Below are 13,629 nucleotides of genomic sequence, written 5' to 3'. Positions count from 1 at the left end.
GATGCACAGGGCATTCGAGGCTTTTCGTATCGGGCAGCAGCAGCTCTGCGCGTCAATGGGCAACGGCTGCTAATCAGCAGCTCGCGCTGAGTTAGGGCTTTTCCACCAGCTGAAAGCAAGCTCACGATTATGCATAGTACCATCCCTTAGCGCAGACTAGTACCATCTCTTAGCGCAGACCGCTTCGCGGAAGGATTTCAGCGCTGCTACTTTCCTGATTTAGCTCACGTAGTTCAGATAGGATTTGTAGCGGGGAAAGATGTAGCGAGGGGGCACCTTCAGGGACAAACCCGCCAGAATGAGCATGTTGTAATAGCCATTCTGCCGAGGTGCGCCGCGAAATACCGACATGACGCCTTTACGCGCCGATTTGGTGGTGTGCCAGTCGATATTAAATGATACCGAATAGCTTAAGCCGTGGACCTGATGCAGGGTGCCGGAGGGCATAAACAGAATATCGCCGGCGTCCAGCTCAACCTCCATCACATTAACACCCTGGGCCAAAGGAAACTTCTCGTAATCAGGTTGGTTCGGGTCAAAGCGGGCCCAACGCCAGCCTTCCACGTAGCATTTTTCCTTCTGATTGGGTGGAATAAGCAGAAACCGCTTACGACCGGCTACTTGAAAAAACAGATTATGGGTACAGAGCGTGTCGAAGTGCAAAGGCGTGAGGCTGCCCGTGGCGCCCATGAAGAACTGGATGTAATTGTACCACTGCTCATGGTACCACTCTGGTAGCAGTTCGGTAGGAAAGGGCATGATGTCCTTGATGAGGCCCGGAATAAGGTTGAAGATGGGCACATCATGCAGGTAGGCGGGCCGGCGGGCCTCTTCGCCGCGAGCAATGCAGGCTTCGTAGTCCTGTAGTTGGCGCACGTAGTTGCTGAGCAGCACCATTTCGCGCTGGCCTTTGGATACGTCACCAACCTTAGTAGCCAGCTTCACGCCGTTTTCGATGCCTTCAAAATACTCCGCCTCGTTCCAGGCATGCAGGGCACGCCACTGCTGGGCCATGTTGCGGATGAGTACCGGCGTGTTGGTTTTTACGAACCGCTCGTGAAAATCCGGGCCCGAAATGGTGTCAACTATTTGGATCTTTTGCATCGTCGTCAGAAAGGTTTAGGGGGGGGGAGAAGGCCGGTGACCACGCTCAAACATGCCGTCTGATTGAGCTGGCGGCGGATTGATGATTAGGCCTCAACCATAGCCTCTTCTTGGACAATAGCACCTGGGAAATCCACGGCTATAGCTTCCAAGGCGCTTCGCATGATGGCCACGGCATTGTCGATAATTGTAGGAGTGATGATGAGTGGGGGCACCAAGCGCACGACGTTGTTATAGTGGCCTCCTACTTCGAACAGCAGACCACGATGCACGCAGGCGTGGCGAAAAGCCTGCACAAACTCGGCAAATGGCTCCTTGCTACTCTGGTCCTGCACAAACTCCATCCCGATCATCAGGCCACGGCCGCGTACTTGGCCCAAGTAAGGACAGTCCTGCTTGAGCTCTTCAAGGCGGGACGTTAAATACTCGCCCATGCGAGTGGCATGCTCGGCAACGCCGTGTTTTGCGACAAAGTCGAAGGCCCCGTTGCTGGCAGCCAGGCTTACTTGGTTGCCGCGGAAGGTGCCAATATGCTGGCCTGGGCCCCAGGCTTCCACATCTTTGCGGTACACTAGCGCCGAAATAGGAAAACCGACGCCGCCCAGGCCTTTAGAGATGGTGATAATATCGGGTACGGCATCCGTGTGCATGCAGGAGAGAAACTCGCCCGAGCGGAAGAAACCGCTCTGGATTTCATCAAAGATGACCAGCACATCGTGCTTATGGGCCAGCCGTACAATGTCTTCCAAATAGCCATCAGGCGGAACGATATTGCCACCTTCGCCTTGAATTGGTTCCAGAATGATGGCGGCGGGTTTTGGCACACCGGAGTGGCTGTCTTCTAAAACCGTCCGCAGGTAATCTACACACTGGTTATTACAGGTGCCAGGCTCTTGCTTGAATACGCAGCGATAGCAGTAGCTATAGGGCACGTAATGCACATTGGAAATGAGCGAGGGCAGCTTGTTACGGAAGCCTACGTTGGAGGTCAGGGCCAGCGCACCGGAGGTCATGCCGTGGTAGCCGCCGGTAAAGGCAATAATAGTATCGCGTCCGGTTTTGATTTTAGCCAGCTTGATGGCCGCTTCCACCGCGTCGGAGCCGGTGGGGCCGCCAAAACTCACTTTGTACTGGTCACGCAGATGCTCGGGCAGGTTGCCAAGAATTTTACGAATCGCTGAGAGTTTATTCTCGGTCGGAAAATCAAGACAGTGAACTAGTTCCTGCTGCTGGGCAGCCGTGTAGGCCAGCACATCTGCGTTGGAATGCCCTAGGTTGAGCACCCCAGCCCCGGCAAAGAAATCAATGAAGCGGTTACCGTCGGCATCTTCAACGATGGCTCCCTTAGCTCGCTTGAAGGCAATTGGGATGCTGCGCGGGTAAGACACCACGCTGCCTTCCAGCTCCAGCTGCTCCTGCAGTAGGGCTTGGGAGCGAGGCCCAGGAATAGATTCAGTGATGATCTGGGCATCTTCGCCGAGGTGGTATTGGGAGAAATCAGTCATGACAAAAGGGCTGTTTTTAGAAAAAAAGGGAGAATTAATCAAATAGCAATTGGAGCGTATCCAGGTCATCAAGCGAGAAGTCCTGATACTCGAAGTCACTGGGCGTCACCTCGTGCGTCTGACGCTGAGCGCAGAAGTCGATGAGCATTTCCAGGTGCTGCTGGTAGGCCTGCATCCACTGCTGCATCGTGTGCGGCAGGAAGTGGGTGTCGGGGTAGTGCAGGGTAAGTGAGAGGCGATCTTGCTGGACGCTGCCAATGAGTTCCAATTCGTAATCGCACTGGTTATCGGGAGCTTCATCACAGCCCAGACTGTAGGGCTGCAACTGGAAGAAATCCGCCTCGTCATCGTTGCCCAGCTGGCCGAGATAGTTGAGCACTAGTTGAGGCCGGGGCTGGACGGGTGCAATTCCGTGCTGGTGCAGCAAGCCGTACCCAGTGCCCAGGTGCGGGACCCGCCGCAAAGTTTCCTTCACCACCTTAAGCCGCTGAGCCAGGTCGTGGTCGGGGGCGAGGTCGAGGCACACAGGATACTCGCTGGTAAACCAACCCACTGTGCGGGTCAGGTTCATTTCGGGGAGTTGCTGGCTACGGCCGTGGCTTTCGAGCATAACGGCTAGCTTCTGCAGGCCGAATACCTGATGGGTCGCTAGGGCCAAGGCCGTCAGCAGCAAATCATCGGTGTTTGTGCCAAAGGCGCGGTGTGCCTGGGTGAGCAAGGCCGTCGTATAGTCGACGTTCAGCTCCACTGCTACTTCAGCACGGTCGCCCACTCGGCCGGGCCCGGCCGCGGGCAGGTCGCGCGGGATGGTTTGGGTAGGGAAGTCGGCCACGCGTTGCCAGTAGAGCTTTTCGCTGGTGAAGGCGGGCGAAGTAGCGTAAGCCGCCAGCTGCTGGGCCCAGGTGCGGAAAGAATCTGTTTTGAGCGGAATTGGTTGCGCCTGGCCCTGCGCAGCAGCCTGATAGCCTGCCGTCAGGTCTTCCAGCAGAATGCGCCATGATACGCCGTCGATGACTAAGTGGTGGCCAACCAAGAGCAGGAAGTCCTGCTCTTCAGTCTGGAATATGGCCCCTTTCAGCAGCGGGCTGACACTCAGGTCAAAGGCCGCCTGCAACTCCTGGGCATGCTGCTGCATCCGGGGGCCGGGGTTGGCTGAATCCCGCATATCGTATACGCGTAGCTCCGCGCCCGCGCCCGGGGCCGGGCTGAGCTGAATTACCTGGCCCGCAGCTTTGCGGTGGTAGCTCATGCGCAGCGCGTCATGGGTGCGCAGCAACTGGTCAAGGGCAGCCTGCAAGGCCACAGGCTCCAACGGGGAGGCAGCGGCCAGCAGCAGCGACTGGTGATAGTGGTTAGCGTTGGCTTTGGCAGTAGCGAAGAAGTCCGCCTGAATGGGAGTTAGCGGCACTTTTCCTACTACCGGGGCCTGATCGGCCACGCGTTGCAGCGGCCGGACAAGTGGGGCCAGTTCGCGGATGGTAGGCTGGCGCATTACATCGCGGATGTCTACTTTATATCCCTCCTTGTAAAGACGCGAGGCTACCTGGATAGCACTGATAGAGTCGCCGCCAGCATCGTAGAAGTTGTCAGTTACGCTCATTCGCTCGCGCTTGAGGACGGAGGCCCACGCTTCAGCCAGCAAGGCTTCGACTTCAGTGGACGGGGCGTGGTAGTGGGCCTTCTCAACCGGCTCCTCGCTTTCCCATTGGTCCAGCTTCCGGCGGTCGACTTTGCCATTATTGGTCATTGGCAATGTCGCGAGCAGGTGCAGCTGCCGCGGCAGCATATAAGGTGGGAGCTCGGCAGCGAGGGCTTTACGGATGCTATCAGCAGTGCTGTCCTCAGTGCTTGGCACAACGAATCCCAGCAGATATTTGCGGCCGTTCGCCTCTTCCTTGGCAAGGACTACCGCGTCTTTGACTCCGGCCAGCTGAGTTAGCTTGGTTTCAATTTCGCCCAGCTCAATACGCTGGCCATTCACTTTTACCTGATAATCCTTGCGGCCGTGAAACTCTAGCAGGCCGCTGGGCAGGTAGCGGGCCAAGTCACCGGTACGGTAAAGGCGCTGGTTTTTTTCCGGGGCAAAGGGGTCCACCATAAAGGCCTGACCAGTACGCTCCGGGTCATTGATATAGCCGCGGCCCACCCCTACACCGGCTACGCAGAGCTCGCCCATTACGCCCACCGGGCACAGGTTCAGGTGCTCATCGGCTATGTAGTTGGCCATGTTATGCACGGAGCGGCCGATGGGAATGTTGGTCATCCCTGCTGGCACCTGATCGAACTGGTACAATGAGGTTCCATCCGCCGCTTCGGCCGGCCCGAAGTCATTGACCATACGGATATGGGGGTAGCTGGTCAGCCACCGCTCGGCCAGAGCCGGTGGCAGGCGCTCACCACAACTCAGCAGCCGTACCAGCGAGAAGTTGTAGGCGGCCGGATCTTTTTCGATAAGGTCCAACAAAACAGCCAAGTAGGAGGGAACTACCTGTAGATGGGTCGCCCTGTTGGTTACCATATCGCGCAGCAACCGTTCCGGCTGCGCCACCAGCTCGTCGTCGTAGATGAGCGTGGTTCCCCCTCGAACGAAAGCGTTGAAAGACTGCCACACCGAGATATCGAAGCTGTGCGAGGCATTCTGCACCAGCACCGTATCTTTATTCATCCCCAGCAGCTCAGCCGTGGAGTGCGAGTGATTCATGCGTCCCCGGTGTTCAATCATTGCTCCTTTGGGTTTGCCAGTCGAGCCCGAGGTGAAGATGACGAAGGCCAGCGAATCGGGGTTAACCACTCGGTTCAGGTTGGAGTCGTCCAGCTGCTCAGCCTCAGCCAGCAGATCTTCGAGGTAGAGGACCGGGCATTGGGCCTGAATCCGCTGGCGCAGTTCGGCTGCATCGCCGCTGCGCTGGGCAATAACCAGCTTGGTGCCTGCATCCTGCACAATCCCTTCTACCCGGTTGAGCGGGAGCCTGGTCTCGACCGGAATATAGGCCGCGCCGCTCTTCCACAGTGCCAGAATACACTGAATCATATGCTCCGAACGGTCCATATACACAGCCACCAAGTCGTCTTCGCCGAGCGTGACATGGCGGGCAATAGCGCGGGCTAGCTTGTTGACACCGGCGTTCAGCTCGTGATAGCTCAGGCGCCGCTCGTTGCAAATGACAGCTGTTTGGTCGGGCGTCTGCTGAGCAAACTGCTCCACGTACTGGTGGTAGGTAATTTCCACCGGCAGGTCAGCGGCCGTGTCGTTGAAGGCGGCCAGCTGCAGTAAATCCGCTTCGCCTAACAAATCCAGCTTCGCGACGGGCTTAATTGTAGTAGCGGCCTGAGTAATGAGGACCTCCAAGTGACGCAACAGGGCGTGCATCTGCTCCTGATCGTAGAGGTCGGTGTTATAGGAAAGGTGTAATTCCAGACCCGTGCGGCTTTCGGTGAAGTCGAAGTCCAGGTCAAACACAGTTGTGCGGCTGGCCAAATCGACCGGCTCGACGTGAAGCTCGCCCAAATGCTTATGCAGCAGACTGGTCTCATCCTCATCGAAATTTTGCAGAATGATGAGCACATCGAATACGGGGTTGCGGCTCAGGTCGCGCGGGCTTTCGAGTTGGTTGATGAGCAGGTCAAAGGGATAATCCTGGTGCTCAAATGCCGATATGCTACTCTGCTTGACCCGCTCCAGCAGCTGCAGGAAGTTTTCCGCGGGCTCCACTGTATTGCGCAGCAAGATGGTATTGAGGTAATAGCCCAGTTGACGCTCCAAGTCGGGGTGATTGCGGCCGGCCGTAGCCGCCCCCAGAATAATGTCACGCTGCCCGGTATAGCGGTAGAGCAAAACGTTGAGCAGCGCTGTCAGCGTAACGAACAAGCTGGCGTTGCCCTGCGCGCTGAGCTGGCGCAGGTGGCGCAGGCTCTCGAAGTTAAAGCGGTGCTCGAGGGTGCGGCCATTAAACGTCTGCACGGGCGGGCGGGGGCGGTAGTTGGGGAAATTGAGGACGGGCAAGTCGCCGGCCAATTGCTCCAGCCAGAAGTGGCGGTGCTGCTCCATTTCGGGGGAAGTCAGCTGGGTGGTTTGCCAGGCAGCGTAGTCTTTATACTGAATAGGTAGCGGCGGCAGCGTTATCGGGCTGTCGTCGGCCAGGGCCTGGTAGCTAGTTAGCAGTTCCTCAATGAGCAGGTTGTTTGACCACCCGTCGCAGATGATGTGGTGCATCACGCAGAACAGGTAGTAGGTGTCGTTGGGCAGCAAGTACAGCGCTAACTGGAATAGGGGGCCGGTTTGCAGGTTTATGGGGGCCTGACCGCGCTCAGCCAGTTCAGCCTCAACGGCGGCGGGCGTTTTGCCCCCGTGGCGGTAGTCTACCACATCAAGGCTGGTAGGCAGATCACCAGGGGCGTGGATACGTTGCTTGGGCTCCCCACCTACTTCCAGGAAAGTGGTGCGGAGCGTTTCGTGCCGGGCTACTACGAGGTCGACGGCCGCCTGCAAAGCAGCTACATTCAAGGTGCCCCGCAGACAGTATGCCATGTAGGAATTGTAGGCCGCCAAGTTATCCTCCAGCTGATCAATGATCCAGAGGCGCTTCTGAGCGTTAGAAGTCTCGTAAAACGGTTGCTTAGCTACCAGGGGAATAGGGGTGTAGGCAGCTTGGCGGTTTACATCGACGAAAGTGGCAATGGCTTCAAGCGTGGGGCGCACGAATACTTCGCGCAGGGGGAGCTTCACGCCGAACTCGCGGTAGAGTCGGGAAGTGAGCTGCGTCACTTTAAGCGAATGGCCGCCCAGGGTGAAGAAATTATCCGTCACGCTGATGTTGACCCGGCCCAGCAGTTCCTGCCAGATAAGCAGCACATGCTGCTCAGTAGCCGTGCGCGGCGCTGTGCGCTCGGGCACGGAGCCCAGGGCGTGGCCGGTCGGCTCGGGCAGTGCTTTTCGGTCAACCTTGCCGTTGGGTGTGAGCGGCAGCATAGGCAGCTGCAGCAGGAAAGCAGGCAGCATGTAGGCCGGCAAACGCCTAGCCAGTGCCTGCTTGATAGCGTCCGTATCCAGGGTCGGTTCGTCAGCGGTAAAGTAGGCGCAGATAAATGGTTGCCCTGCCGCATCCTGCCGATCAACCACCACGGCTTCGCGCACCCCAGCTACCTCTGCTAAGTGCTGCTCGATTTCGCCCAGCTCGATACGATGCCCGCGAATTTTGACCTGGTAATCCTGGCGGCCGAAGAACTCGATGGTACCATCCGAGAGGCGGCGGCCCAGGTCGCCGGTCTTGTAGAGCCGCACGCCGGGTTCGCCGCAGAAAGGGTCGGTGCTGAAAGCGGCGGCCGTTTTGGCCGGGTCATTCACGTAACCACGCCCCACCCCGAGACCCGATACCCATATTTCGCCCTTCACGCCGACAGGACACAACTGTCCGTTAGCGCTGACGAGGTAGATACGAGTATTGCGGATAGGCCGGCCGATGGGTACTATCGTTCGGGCCGGTACTTCCCGCAGGTGATGCAGAGTTACGTCGTCAGCGGCCTCAGTCGGGCCGTATGCATTAACTACTGGCACGTTGGGGAACTGCTGGAACCAGCGGGCCAGTAGCTGGCGCGTCACTGTTTCGCCAGTTACCAATAATTGCCGTAAGCTAGCCAAAGGCCGGCTCGAACAGTAATTACTGGTTTCTTCAAGCAGTACTGACAGGTAGCTCGGTACCACTTCCAGTACGGTTACCCCCTGCTCGGTGGCCTGGCCCACGAATTCAGCGGGTTGCAGTACCACTTCGGGGTCGAGAATGACCGTCTGCCCGCCAATAATCAGGGCTACAAACATCTGCCACACCGACACATCGAAGCTTTGGGAAGCGTTCTGGGCCATGCGGCTGTCCTGGTCCATGGCGAGCTCCTCAACCATGCCGAAGAGGTGGTTAAGCATGCCCTGGTGCTCAACCATTGCCCCCTTGGGCCGGCCAGTTGAACCAGAAGTATAGAGCACGTAGGCCAAGCCGGCATTGCCCCGGCCGGGCGGACGGATGAAGGGTGTGGGCGCTGCCGGGGGCAGCGCATGGTTGAACTGCGGCGCTACAGCGGCCGCTACCGGGACAGTGGCATCGAGACAGATGAGGTGGCGCAGGCCAGGGCAGCGGCGCTGCACCTCCAGGGCCAGAGAGGCATACTTGTGCTGGTAGAGTAGTACGCCTACCTCGGCATCTTCGAGAACAATTTGCAACCGGTCGGCGGGTAGTTCAGGGTGCAGGGGCACGTAAGCCCCGCCAGCTTTCCACACGCCATAGATGCCGGCCAACATACTGATAGAACGGTCGGTGAGGACGCCCACGATGGCCTCCTCAGCCAACTCTACATGCCTGGTCAGGAAGGTGGCGGTGCGCTCGGCCAGCTTCCGCAGAGCCCCGTAAGTGATGCGTTCCTTGTCGTGGACGATAGCCACGCGTTCAGGGCTGCGCTCGGCTATCTGGTCGATGAGCTGGTCCGTAGTTAGCTCCATCTGCGCAGGCTTGGCCGTAGCGTTGAACTCATGGATAAGCTGCTGTTCCTCGCCTGCCGACAGCATCTTGACCTGAGCTAAGGGTGCGTCAGGCCTGGCCGCCAAGCCGGTAAGCAGAAGCTCATAGTGGTCCATCATGCGGCGGACGGTACTTTCTTCGAACAGGTCGCAGTTGTACTCCACGTTTAGGAGCAGCCCCTCGGGGGTGTGGTCAATATCGAAGGCTAGATCAAATTTGCTGGTACTCCAATCGAAAGCCTCAGAATTGACCGCTAGTCCGCCCCATGCCTGTTCACTCGCTACGGCCGGGGCATTATAGAGGCTGAACATGACTTGAAAGAGGGGATTGCGGCTCAGGTCCCGCTGGGGGGCGACGGCCTCCACCACGCGTTCGAAGGGCACGTGCTGGTGGGCGTAAGCCACCAGCGTGGTGTGCTTGACCTGGCGCAGCAACTCAGTAAAGCAGGCGGCCTCGGCCACGTTGCCGCGCAGGGCCACGGTGTTGACCAGCAGGCCCACGAGTGGCTCTTCGGCCGCCTGGGTGCGGCCGGCAACTGGCGTGCCCACGCAGATGTCGTTCTGTCCGCTGTAGCGGGCCAGCAGCACCTGAAAACCGGCCAGCAGGCCCATAAACAGGGTCGCCCCTTCGCGGCGGCTGACTTGCTCCAGCCCCTGCTGCAGCTCCGCAGGCAGGTTTTTGTGGATCAGGTTCCCGTTTTGTGAAGGGACGGGGGGGCGTTCAAAGTCGGTGGGTAGCGGCAGCGGGCTGAGGCCGGCCAGCTGCTCTTGCCAGTAGGCCAGGCTCGGGGCCAGCACCTCGTCCGTGAGCTGGCGGCGCTGCCAGATCGCATAGTCGGCGTACTGCACGGGTAGTGCCGGCCACTGGGGAGGGGATCCAGCCAGTGCCGCTTCGTAGGCCTGGGCCAGCTCGCGCACCAGGATGCCCAGCGACCAGCCGTCGCAGGCGATGTGGTGCACGGCCAGCGTCAGCAGGTTCTCATTGTCGTCGGGGCCGCGCCAGAGCCGGGCGCGGATGGGGTAGTCACGGGCCAGATCAAAGGAGCGGGCCAGCCAGGCGCGCACCTGCTTGGCATCGTCGCTGCAGTCCGCTGTTGTACTAAGATCAGGTTTCCAGCCCGTAGCGGGCAGCACGCGCTGCTGCGGGGCGAGGCCGTCGCTGACGATGACGGTACGCAGGGACTCATGCCGCTCGACCAGCTGCCACAGTGCCAGGCGCAGGGCGGCCTCGTTGAGCACGCCGCGTAGGCGCAGCAATAGTGGAACGTTGTAGTGGACACTGCCGCCCTCCAACTGGTCGACCAACCACAGGCCCTCCTGCATGAACGCCAGCGGAATAGCTGCCGGGCGTTCTTGCCGGCCGAGTTCGGTTCCGGTTGGCAGGGGTTGTGCTAAACACTGAGCCTGCTGCTCCACGGTGGGATTAGTCAGTACAGTGGCCAGTGGTAGGCGGGTGCCAGTTTCTCTCTCAATGGCTACCATGAGCTGGGCTGCCAGCAACGAGTGCCCCCCTAGGGCGAAGAAGTCATCCTGTATGCCGACATGTTCCACCTGCAACAGGCGCTGCCAGATAGCCACCAGCTGCTGTTCCGTTTCGGTGCGCGGCGCCAGGTAGTCCTGCGCCCGGAACTGGCCGGGTTGTGGGTCGGGCAGCGCCTGCTTGTCGACTTTACCGTTGGGCGTCAGCGGCAGCGAGGGCATTTCTACCCAGGTACTGGGCACCATGTATTCAGGCAGGTTCACGCGTAAGTGCGTGGTCGCGGTGGCCGGCTCAAAGCCGCTGCCTTCTTCGGCTACAATGTAACCAACCAGTTGGAGGGCCCCACTGGCATCGGGCCGGGCTAGCACCACGGCTTGAGCCACACCGGGCACCTGCTGCAGCCGCGTTTCCACCTCGCCAAGCTCAATGCGGTAGCCCCGGATTTTGACTTGGGTGTCAAGGCGTCCTACGTAGTCAATGACGCCGTCGGGGCGCCAGCGGGCTAAGTCGCCCGTACGGTAAAGCCGGGAACCACCTCCTGGAAAGGGGTTGGCAATAAACTTCTCGGCCGTTAACTCAGGCTTGTTCAGGTATCCGCGCGACAATCCATCACCGCTGATGCACAGCTCCCCAGTGGCCCCGAGTGGCAGGAGTTGCAACTGCTCATCGACAATGTAAACCTGTGTGTTCGAAATTGGCCGGCCAATGAGCACGGGCTCGTTCGGCAGCAGGCGCTGGCAAGTGCTATAAGTGGTATCTTCCGAGGGACCATACAGATTGCGCACTTCAATTCGGACCAAGTCCACCCGCTGGTGCACATCCACAGGAATTGGCTCTCCAGCCATATTAATAACCGTCACCGGTGCCCAGTCGGCCCCCTCGTTAAGCAAGTGGCGAATGATGCTCGGAACGGTGTTGAGCAGCACTGCGCGGGAAGCTTCCCGAGCTAGGGCATCAGCAATGTGCAGACCGCTATCGAGCAAACGGATGGTGCGACCGATGCTCAAGGTGTAAAACAGCTCGTATATCGAAAGGTCGAAGCAGATAGAGGTGGCCGCGTACACTACTTCGAACGGGCTGTGGATGAACTCGTCCTGACACCAGCGCACGAAGGCCGTAGCGTTGCCGTGCTCGATCATGACGCCCTTGGGCTTACCTGTTGAGCCAGAGGTATAGATGACGTAGGCCAACTCTTCCCAGCGTCCCTCGCTGCTCACCTCCAATTCCTCGCTTTCGGCTGACAGTTCGATTGCCAGTTGGTCGAGGCAGATAATCTGGGTGTGGCCACTACCCTGCAGCAGGGCTTGCTCGCGGGTAGTAGTTAGCACCAACGCTGCCCGACTGTCTTCGACCATGTACTGAATCCGTTCGCGCGGATAAGCTGGGTCAATAGGCACATAAGCACCACCAGCCTTCAGAATCGCCAGCAGGCTCACTATTAGGTCCGTAGTGCGCGGCAGACATACCCCCACGAGTACCTGGGCGCCCACGCCACGGCGACGCAGGTAGTTGGCCATTTGATTGACGCGCGCGAGCAGATGCCGATAGGTCAGGCATTCTTCCTGATAGAGTAACGCCGGGTGGTCTGGCGTTCGCCTCACCTGCTCCTCGAAGAGGCTGACCATTGTTTCATCGCGCGAGTAAGCCGAAGCGGTATCGTTGAATGCAGTAAGCAGCAACTCTTCTTCGCTGGCGGTTAACGCAGTTAGCGGGGCTGGTTGGTAAATCGGGGTCGACATAGACTTTTGCGGGAGCAGTTAGCAGGTTGCGGGGAATCACTGGGCTGAACCCAGAATGGCGGGAAGACCCATTTTCGCGACGGCAGAGCAGTTGCACACTCGCGGCCCGGGCCTAGCTGCGGAGTTGCAAGCTGGCCGGCGAGTCCGGGTACCCTTCACTCCTGAAAGATTAGAGCTGAAATACCCGTTGTAAATTTTATTACACCAACTCGGGGTTTATCGGGATAAACCAGCCCGGTACGCCCCCCCGCAGAGATCCGCCGCCCTGCTGCAAGGCGACTGACTATTATTTAGTCGAGAGTTGACCATGGCAGTTAGAAGCGGAAAGCGGGGGCCAGCTACCTGAACCAGGCACCACTGGAGATTGCTGCTTTAAAGCGTCCGGCGACCGCAATGAGGTGGTCTAGCTAAGCCGGACAGAATTGGGACGTGGTTTGGAGTTGAGTTTCGAAGTGGTTAGGCGATTGATAATCGAGGGCAGAATGCCGGCGTTCAGCGTTGTAATAGGCAATGTGATCGCTGATTTCAAGCTCGGCTTCGGCTAAGCTGGGGCAGGAGCCACCGTCGAGCAGTTCGGCTTTGAAGCCGCTCCAAAACGATTCGGCGTGCGCGTTCTCATAACAGTTGCCGCGTCGGCCCATGCTTTGTAGCGCCTCGTGTTTGGCGACCAGTTCTTTAAAGCGAGTGGCCGTGTACTGGCTACCCTGATCGGAATGGACGATGAGCCCAGCCGCAGGCTAGCGCACCACGAGGGCTCGGTGGAGCGCTTCGCTGACCAGCTTTTCGGGCATGGCCAGAGCGCACGTCCCGGCCCACAATTTTGCGCGGGCAGCGGTCGAGCCAGACGGCCAGATAAAGCCAGCCGCCGCCTTGGCGGGGCAGGTACGTAATGTTGCCGATCCAGACTTGGTTGGGGGCCGTGGGCACCGGCAGGCCCAGCAAGCGATTGGGCGCAGCACGCACGGCCGGGTCCGAGTCGGTCGTGCGGGGGACAAACGAGCGGGGCTGTTGGGCCCGCAGCCCGCGGGCTTTGAGCACGCGGCGAATGCGCCAGCGGCCCACGGCATGGCCCTGGTCCTGCACTTGGGCCCGCAGCCGGCGAGTGCCGTAGCACTGGCTGTGGTGGGCAAAGCTTCGCGCACGGCCACTTGCCAGGCCGGCTCGCTGGCCGATGTGGGCAGTGAGGAAGTGGGCCGCTGCCAGCGGTAAAGCAGCCTGGGGCTAATACCCAGCTGGCGCTTGGCCGCCTGCGTGCTGCGGCTCTCGCCGGCCAAGCGCAGGGCCTCTACTTAAAAT

Annotated in this window: 6 protein-coding genes; 1 reads left to right on the top strand and 5 read right to left on the bottom strand. The window is 59.3% G+C overall.

Annotated features, from left to right (window positions below; genetic code table 11):
* Nucleotides 1-219 precede the first annotated feature (219 nt).
* The 5 genes from BMY67_RS16280 to BMY67_RS19840 form a co-directional block, all read right to left on the bottom strand.
* Nucleotides 220-1,104, bottom strand: coding sequence for a cupin-like domain-containing protein (locus tag BMY67_RS16280; protein WP_092773622.1), 885 nt, complete (start codon nt 1,102-1,104; stop codon nt 220-222).
* Nucleotides 1,105-1,190: 86 nt separating this feature from the next.
* Complete coding sequence (locus BMY67_RS16275; protein WP_177189882.1) at nt 1,191-2,609, bottom strand: aspartate aminotransferase family protein; 1,419 nt, start codon at nt 2,607-2,609, stop codon at nt 1,191-1,193.
* Nucleotides 2,610-2,643: 34 nt separating this feature from the next.
* Nucleotides 2,644-12,219: a non-ribosomal peptide synthetase gene (locus BMY67_RS16270; RefSeq protein ID WP_245745075.1), complete on the bottom strand. Its 9,576-nt coding sequence runs from the start codon at nt 12,217-12,219 to the stop codon at nt 2,644-2,646.
* Between the two features lie 521 nt (nt 12,220-12,740).
* Complete coding sequence (locus BMY67_RS19845) at nt 12,741-12,974, bottom strand: integrase core domain-containing protein (RefSeq protein ID WP_177189881.1); 234 nt, start codon at nt 12,972-12,974, stop codon at nt 12,741-12,743.
* A gap of 58 nt (nt 12,975-13,032) precedes the next feature.
* Complete coding sequence (locus tag BMY67_RS19840; protein WP_394333374.1) at nt 13,033-13,416, bottom strand: hypothetical protein; 384 nt, start codon at nt 13,414-13,416, stop codon at nt 13,033-13,035.
* On the opposite strand from BMY67_RS19840, the gene BMY67_RS19660 reads away from it, so the two are divergent.
* Nucleotides 13,399-13,542, top strand: a complete 144-nt coding sequence (locus BMY67_RS19660; protein WP_245744930.1) for a hypothetical protein — start codon at nt 13,399-13,401, stop codon at nt 13,540-13,542. The two genes, BMY67_RS19840 and BMY67_RS19660, sit on opposite strands and share 18 nt — an antisense overlap.
* Nucleotides 13,543-13,629: the final 87 nt, after the last annotated feature.

Origin of the sequence: Hymenobacter actinosclerus, assembly GCF_900111515.1 — a bacterium.
Taxonomy (GTDB): domain Bacteria; phylum Bacteroidota; class Bacteroidia; order Cytophagales; family Hymenobacteraceae; genus Hymenobacter; species Hymenobacter actinosclerus.
Note: the sequence above shows the minus strand (reverse complement) of the source record. Positions and strands in the feature narration are given on the sequence as shown.